We start from the raw sequence: 18157 nt of genomic DNA, 5'->3' as shown, positions 1-18157 counted from the left end.
CGTACGGCGACCGCTCTGACGGGCCCCGCTACTTGAGCCAGCTCATCATCGGACGCAGCTTGGCGCCGGTCTTCTCGATCGGGTGCTCGGCCAGTTCCTCGCGGTAGGCGGTGAACTTCTTCTGGCCGCTGTCGAACTCCTCGACGAGCTCCTTGGCGAACTCGCCCGACTGGATCTCGGCGAGGATGCGGCGCATCTCCTCCTTGGTCTCCTTGGTGACCACGCGCGGGCCACGGGAGTAGCCGCCGTACTCGGCGGTGTCGGAGACCGACCAGTACATCTTGTGGATGCCGCCCTCGTACATGAGGTCGACGATCAGCTTCATCTCGTGCAGGCACTCGAAGTAGGCGACCTCGGGCTGGTAGCCGGCCTCGATCAGGGTCTCGAACCCGGCCTTGATCAGCTCGGAGACGCCACCGCACAGGACGGCCTGCTCACCGAACAGGTCGGTCTCGGTCTCCTCGGTGAAGGTCGTCTTCAGCGCGCCCGCGCGGGTGCCGCCGATGCCCTTGGCGTAGGACAGGGCCAGGTCCCAGGCGTTGCCGCTGGCGTCCTTCTCGACGGCGACGAGGCAGGGCACACCGCGCCCGGCGGTGTACTGGCGGCGGACGAGGTGACCCGGGCCCTTGGGGGCGACCATGGCCACGTCGACGCCCTCCGGCGCCTCGATGAGGCCGTAGCGGATGTTCAGGCCGTGGCCGAAGAACAGCGCGTCGCCCTCGACGAGGTTCGGGGCCACGTGCTCGGCGTAGAGGTGGCGCTGGATGTGGTCCGGCGCGAGGATCATGGTCAGGTCGGCCTCTTCGACGGCCTCCGAGGGCGACACGACGCGCAGGCCGTCGGCCTCGGCCTTCTCGCGGCTCTTGGAGCCCTCGGGCAGGCCGACCCGGACGTCCACGCCGGAGTCGCGCAGGGAGAGCGCGTGGGCGTGGCCCTGGCTGCCGTAGCCCAGGACGGCCACGTGCCGGCCCTGGATGATCGACAGGTCGGCCTGGTCGTCGTAGAAGATCTCAGTCACTCTCTTAACCTTTCGGGTTTTCCCGTACGGCTCGTACGGTCTACGCGCTCCGGTCCAGGGCCCGGAGAGAACGGTCGGTGATGGAACGGGCACCGCGGCCGATGGCCACCATGCCCGACTGGACAAGCTCCTTGATGCCGTACGGCTCCAGCAGCTTGATGAAGGCCTGCAGCTTGTCCGGAGTGCCGGTGACCTCGATCGTCACGGCGTCCGGAGCCACGTCCACGCAGCGCGCCCGGAAGAGGTTGACCAACTCAAGCACGCTCGAACGGTTCTCGGCGTCGGCCCGCACCTTGATCAGGGTGAGTTCACGGTGCACGGCCTGAGCCGGGTCGAGCTCCACGATCTTGAGCACGTTGATCAGCTTGTTGAGCTGCTTGGTGACCTGCTCAAGCGGGAGGTCTTCGACGTTGACCACGATGGTCATCCGGGAGATGTCCTCGTGCTCGGTCGGCCCGACCGCCAGCGAGTCTATGTTGAAACCGCGACGGCTGAACAACGCCGCGACGCGCGCGAGCACGCCCGGCTTGTTCTCGACCAGCACGGAGAGCGTGTGCCTGCTCATGCCATTCCCTTCGCCCGGCCGTCCGCCGGAACACCGCTGTGCCTGTCGGTCCGCTCGCCCACCGCTAGTCCTCGCTGTCCCAGACGGGCGCCATGTCACGGGCGAACTTGATGTCGTCGTTGCTGGTCCCGGCCGCGACCATCGGCCAGACCATGGCGTCCTCGTGGACGACGAAGTCGATCACGACGGGCACGTCGTTGATCTCCATGGCCTTCTTGATGACCTCGTCCACGTCCTCCGGGCGCTCACAGCGCAGGCCGACGCAGCCGTAGGCCTCGGCGAGCTTCACGAAGTCGGGGATGCGGCGGACCGTCTGCAGGTTGGTGTTGGAGTAGCGCTGGTTGTAGAAGAGCGTCTGCCACTGCCTGACCATGCCGAGGTTGCCGTTGTTGATGATCGCGACCTTGATCGGCACGCCCTCGATGGCGCAGGTGGCCAGTTCCTGGTTGGTCATCTGGAAGCAGCCGTCGCCGTCGATGGCCCACACCGTGGTGTCCGGCCTGCCCATCTTCGCCCCCATCGCGGCGGGGACCGCGAAGCCCATCGTGCCCGCGCCGCCGGAGTTGATGAAGGAGCCGGGGTTCTCGTAGCCGATGAACTGGGAGGCCCACATCTGGTGCTGGCCGACGCCCGCGGTGTAGATCGCGTCGGGGCCGACGACCGCGCTCAGCCGCTGCATGACGTACTGCGGGGCGATGGAGCCGTCCTCGAACTCGGTGTAGCCCAGCGGGTAGGTCTCCCGGTAGGCGTCGAGCTGGCTCCACCACTCGCTGTAGTCGCCCTTGCGGCTCTCGTTGCGCACCGCGTTGATCAGCTCGGTGATGACCTCCTTGCAGTCGCCGACGATCGGGACGTCGGCGTGCCGGTTCTTGGAGATCTCCGCCGGGTCGATGTCGGCGTGGACGATCTTGGCGTACGGCGCGAAGCTGTCCAGGTTGCCGGTGACGCGGTCGTCGAAGCGGACGCCGAGCCCGATGAGCAGGTCGGCCCGCTGCAGCGCGCCGACGGCGGGCACCGAGCCGTGCATGCCGGGCATGCCCAGGTGCTGGCGGTGACTGTCGGGGAAGGTGCCGCGCGCCATCAGCGTGGTGACCACGGGGATGCCGGTCAGCTCCGCGAACTCCAGCAGTTCCCCGGCCGCCCCTGCCTTGTGCACGCCGCCGCCCACGTACAGGACAGGGCGCTTGGACTCGGCGATCAGCTTGGCCGCCTCGCGGATCTGCTTGGAGTGCGGCCTGGTCACCGGGCGGTAGCCGGGGAGCTGCATCACCGGGGGCCACTGGAAGACGGTCTTGTTGGTCAGCGCGTCCTTGGAGATGTCCACGAGCACCGGCCCGGGACGGCCCGTCCCCGCGATGTGGAAGGCCTCGACGATCGTCCTGGCGATGTCGGCCGGGTCGGTCACCAGGAAGTTGTGCTTGGTGATCGGCATGGTGATGCCGGAGATGTCGGCTTCCTGGAAGGCGTCGGTGCCGATGGCCGCGCTGGTCACCTGGCCGGTGATGGCGACGATCGGGACCGAGTCCATGTAGGCGTCGGCGATCGGCGTGACCAGGTTGGTCGCTCCCGGGCCGCTGGTCGCCATGCAGACCCCGACCTTGCCCGTGGCCTGGGCGTAGCCCTGGGCGGCGTGTCCGGCGCCCTGCTCGTGCCGTACGAGCACGTGCCGGACCTTGACAGAGTCGTATAGGGGATCGTAGGCGGGAAGAATCGCGCCGCCCGGAATCCCGAACACAGTGTCGACTCCGACGTTCTCCAGTGCCCTCACGAGGGCCTGGGCTCCTGTCATCTGTTCGGTCATCGGCTCGTTCCTTGTGTGGCTGAGCATGTTTGATGGGGTCGATCTCTACAACGGCATAAAAAATGCCCCATCCCGCCGGGGATGGCGGATCTGGGGCGGCGCGCAGGACGAGGTGCTTCGCTATCGGCCCGCGCGCCGGCGAAGTACTACGAGAATCCCACGGTGATGCATGGGTCCACCATGGCCGACGTACCGGGCCCACGTCAAATTCATGGGACGGTGATCTCACGATACGAGACGGAAAAATACGGGAACCTGGACGGCGCCTTTCCCATTCCAGGTCGCTGACCAGGTAAAACGACCTTCAAGGGCTGGCCGGTCCGTCAGACGCCACTCGGCATGCTCGGCATGTCCGTGTGCATGAGCGAGTCGACCCCGCGCGCCGCCATCGGCCGCGCGACCAGGAAGCCCTGCCCCCTGGTGCACCCCATCTCACGCAGCAGTTCGAGCTGTTCCTGACGCTCGATGCCCTCGGCGACCACGATCAGGCCGAGATCGTGGCCGAGCCGTACGATCGTGCGGGTCAGCAGGGTCAGCGTCTCGTCGCGTCCGAGACCCGAGACGAACGACGGGTCGATCTTGATCATGTCGACCGGGAGCTGCCGCAGCAGGGCGAGCGAGGCGTAACCGGTGCCGAAGTCGTCGATGGCCAGCCGTACGCCCAGCTCACGCAGCTCGGAGAGCCGGTTGACGGTCTCCTCGGCGTCCTCGACCAGCATCTCCTCGATGACCTCCAGGGTCAGCGCGCTGGGCGGCAGGCCGCTCTCCGACAGGGCCGACTCGACGCTCTCCACGAAGCGCGGCGCCATGATCTGGCGGGCCGACAGGTTCAGCGACAGGCCGATCTTCCACGAGGAGGCGTGCCAGGAGGCGACCTCCCGGCAGGCCTCACGCAGGATCCACTCACTCAACGGCACGATCAGGCCGGTGTCCTCCGCCGGGCCGAGGAAGAGCTCGGGCGGCACGAAGGCGCTCCCCCGCCACCAGCGCACCAGAGCCTCGACCGCGGTGACCCGTGAGGTGGCCAGGTCGACGACCGGCTGGTACTCGATGGCGAACTGGTTCTCCAGCAGCGCCCGCTGCAGGTCGGCGGCCAGTTCGAGGCGCCTGACCACATCGGTGTGCATGTGCGCGGCGAACACCTCGACCCGGCGCCCGCCCAGCTCCTTCGCGCGGGCCATCGCCACGTCCGCGTTACGGATCAGATCGGCCGAGGAGACGTCCTCGTCGGCGAAGGCGACCCCCACGCTCGCGGTCAGCGCGACGTCGCGGTCCGCCACCCGGAACGGCTCCGAGGAGACCGTGCGGACCAGGCGCTCGGCCAGGTCGACCGCCGTCTGGGCGTCCGTCGCCCCTTCGAGCAGCACCGCGAACTCGTCCCCGCCCCACCGCGCCAGCGTGTCGTCGGCCCGTACGGCCGCGCGCAGCCTGCGGGCCGCCTGGCCGAGCAGGTAGTCGCCGCTGGCGTGGCCGACCGAGTCGTTGACCGCGGTGAAACCGTCCAGATCGAGGAAGACCACGGCCGCGGCGCCCGCACCGGGACGGGCCAGCACCTCCCGGGTCCGCTCCTCGAAGTAGGCCCGGTTCGGCAGCCCGGTGACACCGTCGTGGAAGGTCAGATGGGCGACCTGGTTGCGCAGGGCCTCCTGGTCGCTGACGTCCCTGGTGGTCACCAGCAGCAGTTCCTCACCGCGGACCCGGCGGGTCGCGACCGACTCCGTCGGCCGCCAGGTGCCGTCCGACGCCCTGACCCGGCAGGCGACCATGCAGGTCCCCGCGTTCTCGGCGGGCTCCTCGTCCAGGCTCATCGCGCGCATCGCCACCTGGATGGCGGGCACGTCCTCCGGGTGGATGTAGTCGAAGATCCTCCTGCCCACGATGTCCTCGGGGCGGTAGCCGTACGTGGTCTCGACGCCCTCGCCGATCTCACGCACCACGCCTTCGTAGTCGCACACCAGGACCACGTCCCCGGTGCTCTCCGCCAGGTCGTGCAGCTGCCGTTCCCCGAGATCGACCAGGCGCCGCATCCGGCCGGTCTCCATCAGCACGACGAACAGCCGCAGCACCAGGACGACGACGACCGAGACCGAGACCAGCGCCAGGACCGGCACCGGCCCCTGGACGCCACCGCCGAGCACCCGCAGGAGCACGACCACGGCGGCGGCCACGACCAGGACCAGCGGCGCGGCGGACAGCAGCGAGGAGGCCGTCTGCCCGACCAGTTCCTCCGTCTCGCCCTCCGCCGCAGAGGACTCGGTCTCCTGCTGCTCCCCCGGCTCCGCCACGGCCTCCGCCATGGCGTCGCCTGCCGCCTCGTCCCGGTCCTCGCCGGAGATGTCAGGGCGGGCCGTACGGTCACTCCACGCGACCGCGGCGAGCAGCAGGAAGGCCGCGGGCGCCAGCCACACCTGGCCCAGCGGCGGCTCGTCACCGGTCAGTCTGGCCAGCGCGGTGACGGTCTCGGAGGCGGTGACCGCCGCGAGTACGGCCAGCGCCGCGAGCCCGACCGGCCAGGCCGAACGCCTGGCGGGCACGACGGCCGGGCCGACCGCGCAGGCCAGGACCAGGCAGAGCAACGGTGAGGCGAGGGTGACCGCGAAAGTTCCCGCGTCACCCGCGTCGCGGTAGGCGGGGCCGAACAACGACACCCAGCCGATGACGAAGAGCGAGGCCGCGCAGACATAGGCGTCGGCCAGGTCCCGTAACAGCGCCTGACCACGCGCCTGTCTGACCGCGCACAGACCGGTGCCGACGGCGAGCATCGCGGTGCCCGCGAGCAGGACCAGATCGGCGAACGTCACCACGAAGGGCGTCCCGTCGGCCAGCGGCCGTACGGCGATGCCGACCAGCCAGGTGGCGCTGCCCGCGGCGAGCCAGCGCCAGGCCAGCGCACTGGCCCGGTCGGACGGACGGCGCGCGGCGGCGAACAGCGAGAACGCGGCGAACGCCGCGGCCGTAACGCCCGCGACCGCGCCGACGATCACAACGGCAGCACCACTGAGAAAGGCGGCAACCAGCCCCGCCACGCCGGTCAAGGCCGCGGCGGTCAGCGCTACCCGGGGGTCACGCCAGCGGATCAATGTCGTCTGCCCATCGGTTTCGGTTCGTCTCGCGTGCGCGGCGGTCTCCGTTTGCCGTGCCCGCGTTGCCGTCGAGAACGCGTCGTCCTTCGTCCTCCGCGTCCCACGACGGCACACGATCAGTGTGTGCTCTCCGGCTGACGCGGATGGTGACAACGCCGGAGTCGTCACCGATCCGATAACCGCGCGAGCGATCGGACTCGCAGTAATTCACCGTACGCACCCCAGGTCACGAGGCAGCCACGGTCGGGAATCCTTTCCCGGTCAGTACGAACCGGTGATCACGTTTTTAAGCTGCTCTCCGGCGAGGTGTCTCAGCAGCTGCGAGCGCAGCAACCTCAGCAGACGCCGCCCCGAGGCGGGGGTGCTTCCCGCGACGTGCGGGGTGATGAAGACCCCGGGTGCCGACCACAGCGGGTGACCGGCGGGAAGCGGCTCCGGGTCGGTCACGTCGAGTGCGGCGACCAGCCTGCCCCGTTCGAGCTCGGCCACGAGCGCGTCGGTGTCGACGACCCCGCCCCTGGCCGCGTTCACCAGCAGGGCGCCGTCCCGCATCGACGCCAGGAAGGCCGCGTCGACCAGCCCCGTGGTCGCGGGGGTCGCGGGTACCAGCAGCACGACCACATCCGCCTTCGGCAGCAGCTCGGGCAGCTCGTCCTGCCCGTGAACGCCCTCCCGCGCCGTCCGCGCGACCCGCACGACGTCCACCTCGAAGCCTTCGAGCCGCCGTTCGAGCGCCTGGCCGATCGAGCCGTACCCGACGACCAGCACGGTCGAGTCGGCCAGCACCCCGGTGTGGTGGTAGGTCCACTCCCCCCGCCCCTGGGCCGCGGCGAACCCCGGGAACTCCCGCAGCACCGCGATCATGGCCCCGACCACCCACTCCGCGGTACCCGCGTCGTGCACCCCCCGCGCGTTGCACAGCACCACGCCCTCGGGCAGGTGGGGCCGGTAGGCGTCGACCCCGGCGGTGACCGTCTGCAGCAACCGCAGCCCGTGCATCCGACCGAGCAGTTCGGGAACCAGCGAGGGCGGGATCAACGGCGGAACCCAGACCTCCACCTCCCCGATCCCCTCGGGCGTCGGCCCGGTCCCGTCGTAGACGACGCACTCCACATCGGGGAGATCACGAAGAACATCAGCCGCGGCCTGCGAGGGGACCCAGATTCTCATGGCCCCGATTATTGCGCTGTGCCTCTTTGCGGCGCCTTCGGCGCCGCAAATCACTCCGTCTGGGGTGTTCCGCCCGCCACGCACTTCAGGTTTAGTTCGGGGCGGTAGACGGTGGTCTGCTTGACGCGTTTGATCTCTTCGCCGTCTTGTTTGAAGATCCGCCAGACGTCGATCGTGAAGCCCTGCTGGCCTTCCATGGGGATGCAGCCCGGGCCGCTCTCGGTCACGCTCTTGAACGGCGTGAGATTGTAACGTTCCGAGGAGATCGACTCGATGTCGTAGCGCTTGGTGCTCCAGAAGGCGACCGTGACGCCGCTCGCGGTGTAGGAGGTCTTCACCAGCACGCCGTACTTGGAGTCGTTCCGCCAGCGGAAGTCGGGCTCCGGCCAGGAGACCGTGGACTCACGGCCCGCCGGGTAGCGCGAGATGTAGAACTCGTGTGGCACGTGCTGGACGTCTTCGAGGCCGCCGAAGAACACCGCGTTGTACATGGTCGTGACGAACTGGGAGATGCCCCCGCCGACCGAGTCGATCAGCCTGCCCCCCTGGATCATCGGCGCCGGGACGAACCCCCGGGCCGTGTCGCGTTCGCCGATGACGCCGTTGAGGGAGAAGGTCTCGCCGGGTTTGACGATGTAGCCGTCCATGATCTTGGCCAGGGTCCTGATGTTGGTCACCCTGGGCGGACAGCAGACGTACGGGGTGGTGAACTCGCTGATCTTCTCCTTGATGCCGAGGGCACGCGCCTGAGCCTCGGAGAGTCTCGGTTCGACGGTCGTGAGCGTGACCTGGACGCTCCGTTCGCCGCCCTTGGCGAGCATGGCGGCCATGTCGTCGGCGAGCTTTCCGGTGTCGACACCCTGCCCCTTGTGCCCGGGGACCAGCTTCGGCTTGTCGCCGACGATCTCGAAGGTGGGCTCCCTGGGGGCCAGTCCGGGGTCGACGAGACCGTTCTCCAGGTCGGCGACGGCGCCCTTGGCGTCGAAGACGGGACGCATCTCACCTTCCGGCCCAGGCTCGTAGGACAGGTGGGCGGCGAGGGTCTCGACCGTCATTCGCACCTGTTTGTCCCCGCGGACCAGGGCCACCGGGCCGGAGAGCGCCTTGGTCGCCGCGGTCTTGGCCTGTTCGACCGCCTCGGGGGTGGCCTTCGGCTTGATCACCGAGACGGGCAGGTCGACGGCTCCGGGCGAGCCGAGGAAGGCCTTGGCGATGACGTCCGCCGCCGCCTCCTGTTCCAGCTTGCGGCCGTCCCTGGGGGCCACGGCCACGGGCCGGGTGCCCTTGAAGGTGACCTCGCCGTCCCTGACCTTGAGGTCGATCCTTCTCGCCAGTCCCTTGACGGCGTTCTTCATGAGTTCGGGGTCGACGGAGATCTTGGGGTTCAGGTCGTTGGTCCCGGTGAGGGCCCGCCAGACCTCTCCCGGCGAGGGGAAGTCGCTCGGCGCCTGGTCGATCGTCGCGACGACGTCGAACTCCAGCCCGGCCTCCTCGGGGTCGAGGGTGTACTCCTTGCCCGCGGCCCGCAGGGTCATCGCGCTGGTGGCGGGGGCGGCGAGTTTGTCCCTGAGCCGTTCGGCGGCCTCGGTGGCGGTCAGCCCGCCGATGTCGACGCCCCTGACGTTGGTGCCGGGCAGCATCTTGCCCGCCATGACGATCGCGGGGATGCCGTAGGCGAGGCAGCCGAGCACCAGCAGGAGCAGCAGGGTCAGCAGCAGCCCGCGTCCGCCACGGCGTGCGGGTGTCCCCTCGGTGCGGGGTGACCCTCCCCGGGGAGGTCCCGCGTCACCGGGTGCGGACTCCTGACGCGACGGGGCGGCCTTGTCCTGGGGGGTCGCCATCCGCCAGGGCTCCGGTTTGGGGGCGGGCGGTGGCAGGCCGGGCGAACCGGGGGATCCCGGTGCGCCGGGGTTCATGGGGCCCTGCTGTCCGCCGGCGCCGCGCGGGCCGGGAGAACCGGTAGGACCGAGCAGACCGGGCGAACCGGTGGGGCCGAAGATGTCGGGGGAGACGCCGGGGGGCAGCTTCGAACGCCCCTTGGGCCTGTTTCCCGGCGGCTGGGCGGGGTCACGGGCGCCCGGGGGAACGGGATGCGAGGGCAGGGGCACCGCCGCGAACGGGTCGGTCGGCGGATCTGTCGACGCTCCGTTCCGCACTTCCTCAGGCTCCTCCTGCTTCGTGACCTCTGCTTCCGGCAACCCTAAACCACAACCGTCCGCGGGCACCCTTGGTGAGCGGTAACAAATCACCTCGGCATGGCGGGTTTGCGGCATGGTTCGTGCTTCGCAAGGGCCCTTTCCCGCCTTTTCCGGCACCGTCGGAGTGGTTTTCCGCACCCCGAGCCGCGCCCGCCGTACGGGGCCTGGAGATGAGTCCGTACGGCGGGCCCGGCCCCTGTCAGGCGCCGAGCGCGTCGACGGCCGTCTGCGAGAAACGCACTCCGTCCTCGGTGGCGAAGTATGAGCAGGAGGCCCATCCGACGGTTCCCGCGGGTAGTCCCGAGGCCGACCTTCCGCCGAGTCTGAACTGGCACCAGGTGCCCGAACTGACGCTGAGGATCTGTCCGTAATCCCCGTAGTAGAGGTAGCCGACCACCCAGCTTCCGCCGGGGGTCGATCTCAGCCGGACGCCGTTGGCGATCACCATGGCGTCGATCGCCCGGGCGCTCGTAACGGCGGAAACGGCGGCCTGCGCCGGGGTGACGACGGCCGACGTCCCGCAGACAGCGGCCGAGAGCACGGCGAGGAGCGCCAGTTGTCTCTTCATGGAATTCTCCGATCTCGGGCTGTGCGGCACCAGAGAGAAGGGGGAGATTAATGTGATTACTGTGCAAGAAGTTAACAACCCCAGTCAATGCACATTTAGTGGGAGAAAGTGATTTCCAGATAACAAAAAGGCCCCACCAAATCGGTGGGGCCTTTCGTCGGCCGAAGCCGGCCGAAACCTGACTGCCTCCGGCAGGGACTACTCGGAGACGCCGAGCTTCTCCAGCAGGAGTTCACGGGCGCGGGCCGCGTCCGCCTTGCCCCTGCTGGCCTTCATGACGCCGCCGACCAGGGCGCCGACCGCGGCGATCTTGCCGGAGCGGACCTTCTCCGCGGCGGCGGCGTTGTCCGCCAGCACCTGGTCGATGATCGCCGAAAGCTCACCCTCGTCGTTGACGATCTGCAGGCCGCGCGCGGCGACCACCTCGTCGGGGGAACCCTCGCCGTTCAGCACGCCTTCGAGCACCTGGCGGGCCAGCTTGTCGTTCAGCGCTCCCCCGGCGACCATCGCGCACACCCTGGCGATCTGGTCGGGGGTGATCGCCAGCTCACCGAGCGGGACTCCCGCCTCGTTGGCCCTGCGGGCCAGCTCGCCCATCCACCACTTGCGGGCGTCGGCGGGCGGGGCCCCGGCGGCGACGGTCGCCTCGACCAGGTCGATGGCGTCGATGTTGTGCATGGACTCCATGTCCAGGTCGGACACGCCCCACTCCCGCTGGAGCCGCAGGCGCCGTACGCGCGGCAGCTCGGGCAGCGCGGCCTTCAGCTCGGCGACCCACGCGGGGTTCGGCGCGATCGGCACCAGGTCGGGCTCGGGGAAGTAGCGGTAGTCCTGCGCCTCCTCCTTCGAACGCCCCGAGGTGGTGGTGCCGGTGTCCTCGTGGAAGTGCCGGGTCTCCTGGATGATCACGCCGCCGTCGGCCAGGATCGCGGCCTGACGGGAGATCTCACCGCGGACCGAACGCTCGACGCTGCGCAGCGAGTTGACGTTCTTGGTCTCGGTACGGGTGCCCCACTCGGTCGCGCCACGCGGCATGAGGGAGACGTTCACGTCGCACCGCATGGAGCCCTCCTCCATGCGCACGTCGGAGACGCCGAGCGCGCGCATGACCTCGCGCAGTTCGGTGGCGTAGGCGCGGGCGACCTCGGGGGCGAGCCGGTCGGTGCCCGGGATCGGCTTGGTGACGATCTCGACCAGCGGGATGCCCGCGCGGTTGTAGTCGACGATCGAGTAGTCGGCGCCGTGGATGCGCCCGGTGGCGCCGCCCACGTGGGTGGACTTGCCGGTGTCCTCCTCCAGGTGGACCCGCTCGATCTCGATCCGCACGGTCTTGCCGTCCACCTCGACGTCGAGGTAGCCGTCGAAGCAGAGCGGCTCGTCGTACTGGCTGATCTGGTAGTTCTTCGGCATGTCCGGATAGAAGTAGTTCTTCCGGGCGAAGCGGCACCACTCGGCGATGGAGCAGTTGAGCGCAAGGCCGATGCGGATCGTCGACTCGATCGCGGCGGCGTTGGCCGTCGGCAGCGCCCCGGGCAGCGCCAGGCAGACCGGGCACACCTGGGTGTTGGGCGGGGCGCCGAACGTGGTCGGGCAACCGCAGAACATCTTCGAGGCCGTGCCCAGCTCGACGTGCGTCTCCAGGCCCAGCACCGGTTCGAAGCGCTCAAGCGCCTCGTCGTACGGCATCAGCGTTTCCGTGCTCATCGGTTGTTCACCAATCCTCGTTGACTGGGCGGGAGACTCGCACCTCGCGCGCCGCTCCGCCCGCTGCGTCGGGCTCTCGCGCGCTCATCGGTCGATCACCCTCCTCGTTCACTCCGCGGAGCGCCCGCGTCCTGCGCGCCGCTCCGCCCGCTGTGCCGGGACTCCTCCCGCTCACAGGTAACCAAGTCCTTTCAGTGCGTTCCTCGTCTCGGCGACCCAGTCGGCGTATCCGGGGACCTGGGCCAGCACGGCGAGGTCCATGTTGCGCCCCGCGTACTGGAGGTAGTCGCCGATCGGCTTGCCCCGCTGAGGAACGGTCGCGGCCAGCACGGCCTCCGGGTCGGTGATCCTGTCCGCGTCACGGGGACGGGCGGGGAGCAGGCCGAGGTCGCTGCCCTCAAGCCGGGCCCACATCGCCCGGTCGGCCAGCAGCCACCGCTCCGTCTCCCCCAGGCCGATGACGGGCACCAGGTAGTGCGAGTGGTAGCGGACGCCGTCGCCCTTGCCGCGCTCACGCTCACTCTCGTGGGTGAACAGCAGGTGGCAGTCGGCGGCGAGCTCCTCAAGCGCCGTGACCACGCCCTCCCTGCCGGAGGAGACGACCTCCGTGGCCCCGACGTCCACCGTGTGCGGGGACATCCAGGTCAGCTCGCGCAGCTGGCGGGAGATCACGATGCCGAGGAAGCCCTCCTCGACCTCTCCCCTGGCGATCAGGCCGGGTACCAGCGGACGGCTCATGCCGCCGTCCCGAGGTATTTGCCGACCTGCCGTGGCGAGACGAACGTGCCCGGCTCGCCGTCCGGCTGGACGGACTTGGCCACGGTCACCCGGGAGACCCGGTCCCTGTCGGGATCGACGCGGACCGCGGTGTCCAGGAAGGTCAGCGCGTCCGAGTCGGCCCGGTAGGTCTCGGCGACCACCACCGGCGATTGGGTGGTGAGGATCACCTGCCGGTGCGGCTCCACGCCCCCCGGCCGGGTGATCCGCTGCCTGACCCGCCGCAGCAGCTCGCCGAGCCGCGTCGGGTGCACGCCGTTCTCGATCTCCTCGACCAGCAGGGTGCCCGGGTGGTCGGGGTCGTGCAGGGCGGCCAGCAGGCCCAGGACGCGCAGGGTCCCGTCGGACAGCAGGGGCGTCGGGACGCTTCCCTGGCCGTCGACGACCAGTTCGAAGGAGCACTCCTCCCGCTCGGTCCTGGGCACCAGCGCGACCACGTCGGGCACGATTCCCGCGAGGTCGGCCGTCAGGTCGGCGAGCGCCGCCGTACCGGCCATCCGCCCGAGCACCGCCGCGAGGTTGCGGCCGTCCGCGGCCAGCGGCCCGCGGTCCTCGGCGGACCAGCGCCCGCGCATGACCCGCGGTTCCGGCACGTAACGCCGCCATGCGGTGACCGTACGGCGGGGCGTCTCCTCGGGCTCGGGGTCCTCGACCATGAGCTCCAGGAGTTCCTCCGGCAGGTCGCTGGCCACGTGGCTGACGACGACCCCGCTCGACCTCGGGATCTTCAGGACCATCTCCGCGCCCGCGTCGAACCTGACCGGCAGCAGGGCTCCTGGCTCGGGGGTGACCAGGGTCTCGACGGAGACGACGAACCCCGGCACGGGCGTCCCCCGCGCGACCCGGTGGAACTGCTCGGCGGGCAGGCCCCTGGAGGCGCCCAGCAGACCGCCCTGGCCGGTGACCTCGGCGGCCACGAAGTCCAGGGCGTCGAACAGGTTCGACTTGCCACTGGAGTTCGGGCCGACCAGCACCAGGAAGGGCGGCACGTCGAGGACGAAGTTCAAGAATGACTTGAACCCGTCTATCTCGATCCGAGTGATCATGCCGCCTTTCCCCCTGTTTTCCTTTCTCGCCTTACCCGTGCCCTAGAGCACCGGGGCCTTGGACAGCAGGCTGCCGCCCCAACGGCCCTCCAGCGCCCTCTCCACCGCGGCGCCGACCCGGTAGCAGCGGTCGTCGCCGAGCACCGGGGCCATGATCTGCAGGCCGACGGGCAGCCCGTCCTCGTCCGCCAGGCCGCACGGCACCGAGATGGCCGCGTTGCCCGCCAGGTTGGTCGGGATGGTGCACAGGTCGGCGAGGTACATCGCCATGGGGTCGTCCGCGCGCTCGCCGATCGGGAACGCCGTGGTCGGCGTGGTCGGCGAGACCAGCACGTCCACCTGGTTGAAGGCCGCCTCGAAGTCGCGGGCGATCAGCGTGCGGACCTTCTGCGCCTGGCCGTAGTAGGCGTCGTAGTAGCCGCTGGACAGGGCGTAGGTGCCCAGGATGATGCGCCGCTTGACCTCGGGACCGAACCCGGCGGCCCTGGTCAGCGCCATGACCTCCTCGGCGCTGCGCGTGCCGTCGTCACCGACGCGCAGGCCGTACCGCATGGCGTCGAAGCGGGCCAGGTTGGAGGAGGCCTCGGACGGCGCGATCAGGTAGTAGGCCGGCAGCGCCGTGGTGAACGACGGGCAGGAGACCTCGACGACCTTGGCGCCGAGTGATTCGAGCAGCTCGACGCTCTCGTGGAAGCGGGCGAGCACCCCGGGCTGGTAGCCGTCGCCGCCGAACTCCCTGACCACGCCGATGCGCAGCCCCGCGACGTCGCCGTTGCGCGCCGCCTCGACGACGGAGGGCACCGGAGCGTCCACGGAGGTGGAGTCCATCGGGTCGTGCCCGGAGAAGGCCTCGTGCAGCAGCGCGGCGTCCAGCACGTTACGGGCGAAGGGGCCGGGAGTGTCCAGGGAGCTGGCGAAGGCGATCAGCCCGTAACGGGACGAGCCACCGTAGGTCGGCTTCATGCCGACGATGCCGGTGACGGCCGCGGGCTGGCGGATCGAGCCACCGGTGTCGGTGCCGGTGGACAGCGGGGCCTCGTAGGCGGCGACCGCGGCCGAGGAACCACCCGAGGAACCACCCGGGATGCGCGACAGGTCCCACGGGTTACGGGTCGGCCCGTAGGCCGAGTTCTCCGTGGAGGAGCCCATCGCGAACTCGTCGAGGTTGGTCTTGCCGAGGATCACCAGGCCCGCCTCACGCAGCCGCCTGGTCACGGTCGCGTCGTACGGCGGGCGGTACCCCTCAAGGATCTTGGAACCGGCCGTGGTCGGCATGTCCGTGGTCGTGAAGACGTCCTTGTGCGCGATCGGCACACCCGCGAGCGGGCCGAGCCGCTCCCCGGCGGCCCGGCGGGCGTCGACGGCGCGGGCCTGCGCGAGCGTCGTCTCCGCGTCGACGTGCAGGAAGGCGTTGACCTTCGGCTCCACCTCGGCGATCCGGTCGAGGTGGGCCTGGGCGACCTCGACGGCCGAGACCTCGCCGCCGGCGACCAGCGCGCCGAGTTCGGCGGCTGAGGTGTGGACGAGGCTCATGCTTCCTCCCCGAGGATGCGCGGAACACGGAAGCGGTCGTCCTCGACGGCCGGGGCGGCGGCCAGCGCCTCCTGCGGCGTCAGGCCGGGCCGTACCTCGTCTGGGCGGTAGACGTTGGTGAGCGGAAGCGCGTGCGAGGACGGCGGGATGTCGTCGGCCGCCACCTCGGCGACGCGGGCGACCGCACCGATGATCACATCGAGCTGCGCGGCGAAGTGGTCGAGTTCCTCGTCGGCCAGCGCCAGCCGGGACAGCCTGGCGAGGTGAGCGACCTCGTCGCGGGTTATGGCGGACATGAGTCGTTGAACCCGTTTCGTGAATGGCAATTGGACACTGTCATCCTAGGGCTCGTGACCTGACGTACCTGACCCAATAACCCGCGCCCTCCCTTCCGGCGTCTTCACGGGCCCCCGCGTCACCGGGCGGCCGTCACCGAACCGCCCGGGAGCGCGCGTGCCGGCCTTCGCCGGGGATCAGGCCGTCTGGGGGTCGAGAACCTCGCTTCCGCGCAGGAATCCGAGGTCGGGCACGGCCCTGTCCCGGTGCTCGCTCAGCCAGACGGTCGCGTCGGCGGCGGACATGGGCTCGGTGAAGAGCCGTCCCTGGGCCAGTTCGCAGCCCATTTCGGCCAGGCGGGCGGCCACCTCGTCCGACTCGACGCCCTCGGCGACCGAGCGCAGCCCCAGCGAGCGGACCAGGTCGATGATGGAGCGGACGATCCGCTCGTCGTCCACGGACTCGCCGAGCCTCCTGACGAACGAGGCGTCGATCTTGACCTCGGAGACCGGCAGGCGCTGCAGGCGCACCAGTGAGGAGTAGCCGGTGCCGAAGTCGTCCAGCGCGAGCTGCACCCCGAGCGCGTTCAGGGCGCGGACGGCGTCGGCGGTGTAGGCCTGGTCGGTCATCAGGACGCGCTCGGTCACCTCCAGCTGGATCGCCTCCGGCGGCAGGTGGTACTGCGCGAGCCCGGCCCCCAGCAGGTCGGGAAGGGTCGAGTCGAGCAGGTCACGGGCGGAGACGTTGACGGAGATCTGCTCGTTGAGCCCGATCCGCCACCAGTGCGCGGCCTGTTCGAGCGCCTCGTCGATGACGTACTGGGTGAGGTGCCGGATGAGGTAGGACTGCTCCGCCATCGGCACGAACTCCCCCGGCGAGATCATCCCGCGCTCGGGGTGGCGCCACCGCAGCAGCGCCTCGACCCCGCGCACCTGGCCGCTGGCCAGCTCCAGCTTGGGCTGGTAGTGAAGACGCAGCTCACGGCGGTCGATGGCCCTGCGCAGGTCGCCCATGAGGTTGAGCCGCTCGGGGCTGTTGCGGTCCTTCTCCGCGACGTAGACCTCGACGCCGGTGCGCGCCTCCTTCGCGAGGTACATCGCCACGTCGGAACGCTGCATCAGCATCTCGAAGTCGGGGGCGTGGTCGGGGTAGAGGGCGATGCCGACCGAGGCGTCCAGGTCGAAGGTCATGCCCTCCAGCCTGACCGGTTCGGTGAGGGCGACCCGCAGCCGCGCGGCCACCTCCCTGGCCGCCGCCGCGTCCCTGATCGAGGGCAGCAGCACCGCGAACTCGTCGCCGCCGAGCCTGGTCACCACGTCGCCCGGCCGTACGCTGTGGGTGAGCCGGTGCGCCACGATCTGCAGCAGCCGGTCGCCGACGGGGTGGCCGAGGGTGTCGTTGACCTCCTTGAACCGGTCGAGGTCCAGCAGGAAGAGCCCGACCTTCTCCCCGGCCCTCGCCTCGGCGATGGCCTCCTCGCTGCGGCCGACGAGCATCTTGCGGTTGGGCAGGCCGGTCAGCCCGTCGTGGGTGGCCTGGTGGTCGCGCCGTACGGAAAGGGTCGCGGTGAAGTAGACGGCGGCCATCGGCGCGAGGAAGAGCGGCACCAGCGCCGGGGAGTCGTTCATCACGACCACGACCAGCGGGGACAGGCCGAGCAGGCCCGCGTAGACCAGGCTCTGGTGGCCGATCGTTGTCTTGATCACCCGGTGCAGGGAGCGCCGTTCGTGCAGCGCGACCGCGCCGGAGACCAACAGCGCCCTGACCGAGAAGTAGGCGAGCCCGGCCAGGGCGATCGCGAGCAGGTCACGCCCGTCGGGCACCCAGGAGATCGCCGGGGCCGAGTGGCGGCAGAGCACGGCGAGCACGGCCCCCGCGGCCGTGAGGGCCAGTGTCGTCTGGGCGATGTTGAACATGACCCGGTGCCACGCCTTACGGGTGACGGCGCTGTTGACGACGATGGCGACCGCCTGCGTCAGCACCGCCACCGGCAGCCCGTAGTGGAGCAGGGCCGCGAAGGTGAACATCGTCGACGGGTAGGTGCCCCCGACCGTCATCGACGACGACAGCATCACCGGCCGCAGCTCGCCCAGGACGACCAGGACGGCCAGCATCCAGAACATCGGGCTGCGCGCGAGCCCCGCCAGTTGCGCGGGGCCGGTCAGCCACTGGGCCAGCAGGAGAGCCGTGAACCCGAGCGTGATGACGGTGGTGAGATAGGCCCACAGCGGTGAGCCCGCACGCGGACCTGTGTCGCGTGTGTCATTTGGGTCGGCCATGAGTAACAAAACCCCCATTAGTTCACTATGGGAGAGTACGGCCTCTGGGCCACTTCGCGGAACCAATTGCGCACGTTCCGTCACCGGCCATTCGAAGCACCTGTCACGGAACGGCCCCCCGCTCGTCGTTTCCCCTGGT

General features: G+C 69.9%; 13 protein-coding genes. All 13 read right to left on the bottom strand.

Features of this window, described 5'->3' with window-relative positions; translation table 11 throughout:
* Positions 1 to 28: 28 nt before the first annotated feature.
* Positions 29 to 1009: a ketol-acid reductoisomerase gene (gene ilvC / locus ABT340_RS09395; RefSeq protein ID WP_352010725.1), complete on the bottom strand. Its 981-nt coding sequence runs from the start codon at positions 1007 to 1009 to the stop codon at positions 29 to 31.
* 49 nt (positions 1010 to 1058) lie between these two features.
* On the bottom strand, positions 1059 to 1583 hold the full coding sequence (gene ilvN / locus ABT340_RS09390) for an acetolactate synthase small subunit (RefSeq protein ID WP_184720112.1): 525 nt from the start codon (positions 1581 to 1583) through the stop codon (positions 1059 to 1061).
* Between the two features lie 64 nt (positions 1584 to 1647).
* Positions 1648 to 3411, bottom strand: coding sequence for an acetolactate synthase large subunit (locus tag ABT340_RS09385; RefSeq protein ID WP_352010226.1), 1764 nt, complete (start codon positions 3409 to 3411; stop codon positions 1648 to 1650).
* Between the two features lie 296 nt (positions 3412 to 3707).
* On the bottom strand, positions 3708 to 6368 hold the full coding sequence (locus ABT340_RS09380) for a putative bifunctional diguanylate cyclase/phosphodiesterase (protein ID WP_352010225.1): 2661 nt from the start codon (positions 6366 to 6368) through the stop codon (positions 3708 to 3710).
* Positions 6369 to 6728: 360 nt separating this feature from the next.
* Positions 6729 to 7637 (bottom strand): 2-hydroxyacid dehydrogenase, encoded by a 909-nt coding sequence (locus ABT340_RS09375; protein ID WP_352010224.1) that lies wholly within the window; start codon positions 7635 to 7637, stop codon positions 6729 to 6731.
* Between the two features lie 50 nt (positions 7638 to 7687).
* Entirely contained in the window at positions 7688 to 9793 is a 2106-nt protein-coding gene (locus ABT340_RS09370) for a VanW family protein (RefSeq protein WP_352010223.1), read from the bottom strand.
* A 241-nt stretch (positions 9794 to 10034) separates the two neighbouring features.
* Positions 10035 to 10403 (bottom strand): SH3 domain-containing protein, encoded by a 369-nt coding sequence (locus tag ABT340_RS09365; RefSeq protein ID WP_352010222.1) that lies wholly within the window; start codon positions 10401 to 10403, stop codon positions 10035 to 10037.
* Between the two features lie 198 nt (positions 10404 to 10601).
* A complete protein-coding gene (gene gatB, locus ABT340_RS09360; protein ID WP_352010221.1) occupies positions 10602 to 12107 on the bottom strand; it encodes an Asp-tRNA(Asn)/Glu-tRNA(Gln) amidotransferase subunit GatB in 1506 nt (501 codons plus the stop codon).
* Positions 12108 to 12278: 171 nt separating this feature from the next.
* Positions 12279 to 12845, bottom strand: coding sequence for a hypothetical protein (locus ABT340_RS09355; RefSeq protein WP_352010220.1), 567 nt, complete (start codon positions 12843 to 12845; stop codon positions 12279 to 12281).
* Entirely contained in the window at positions 12842 to 13930 is a 1089-nt protein-coding gene (locus tag ABT340_RS09350) for an AAA family ATPase (RefSeq protein WP_352010219.1), read from the bottom strand. The genes ABT340_RS09355 and ABT340_RS09350 overlap by 4 nt, the downstream gene beginning before the upstream one ends.
* 42 nt (positions 13931 to 13972) lie before the next feature.
* Positions 13973 to 15463: an Asp-tRNA(Asn)/Glu-tRNA(Gln) amidotransferase subunit GatA gene (gene gatA / locus ABT340_RS09345; protein WP_352010218.1), complete on the bottom strand. Its 1491-nt coding sequence runs from the start codon at positions 15461 to 15463 to the stop codon at positions 13973 to 13975.
* Entirely contained in the window at positions 15460 to 15759 is a 300-nt protein-coding gene (gene gatC / locus ABT340_RS09340; RefSeq protein ID WP_352010217.1) for an Asp-tRNA(Asn)/Glu-tRNA(Gln) amidotransferase subunit GatC, read from the bottom strand. The genes gatA and gatC overlap by 4 nt, the downstream gene beginning before the upstream one ends.
* A 177-nt stretch (positions 15760 to 15936) precedes the next feature.
* Positions 15937 to 18018: a putative bifunctional diguanylate cyclase/phosphodiesterase gene (locus tag ABT340_RS09335; RefSeq protein WP_352010216.1), complete on the bottom strand. Its 2082-nt coding sequence runs from the start codon at positions 18016 to 18018 to the stop codon at positions 15937 to 15939.
* Between the last annotated feature and the right edge of the window lie 139 nt (positions 18019 to 18157).

It is taken from the genome of Streptosporangium sp. NPDC000239 (assembly GCF_040300765.1).
Lineage (GTDB): Bacteria > Actinomycetota > Actinomycetes > Streptosporangiales > Streptosporangiaceae > Streptosporangium.
Note: the sequence above shows the minus strand (reverse complement) of the source record. Positions and strands in the feature narration are given on the sequence as shown.

Coding starts and splice junctions, on each gene's coding strand:
- gatC (WP_352010217.1), bottom strand. CDS start 15,759: ATGTCCGCCATAACCCGCGACGAGGTCGCTCACCTCGCCAGGCTGTCC.
- ABT340_RS09335 (WP_352010216.1), bottom strand. CDS start 18,018: ATGGCCGACCCAAATGACACACGCGACACAGGTCCGCGTGCGGGCTCA.
- ABT340_RS09375 (WP_352010224.1), bottom strand. CDS start 7,637: ATGAGAATCTGGGTCCCCTCGCAGGCCGCGGCTGATGTTCTTCGTGAT.
- gatA (WP_352010218.1), bottom strand. CDS start 15,463: ATGAGCCTCGTCCACACCTCAGCCGCCGAACTCGGCGCGCTGGTCGCC.
- ABT340_RS09365 (WP_352010222.1), bottom strand. CDS start 10,403: ATGAAGAGACAACTGGCGCTCCTCGCCGTGCTCTCGGCCGCTGTCTGC.
- ilvN (WP_184720112.1), bottom strand. CDS start 1,583: ATGAGCAGGCACACGCTCTCCGTGCTGGTCGAGAACAAGCCGGGCGTG.
- ABT340_RS09385 (WP_352010226.1), bottom strand. CDS start 3,411: ATGCTCAGCCACACAAGGAACGAGCCGATGACCGAACAGATGACAGGA.
- gatB (WP_352010221.1), bottom strand. CDS start 12,107: ATGAGCACGGAAACGCTGATGCCGTACGACGAGGCGCTTGAGCGCTTC.
- ABT340_RS09350 (WP_352010219.1), bottom strand. CDS start 13,930: ATGATCACTCGGATCGAGATAGACGGGTTCAAGTCATTCTTGAACTTC.
- ABT340_RS09355 (WP_352010220.1), bottom strand. CDS start 12,845: ATGAGCCGTCCGCTGGTACCCGGCCTGATCGCCAGGGGAGAGGTCGAG.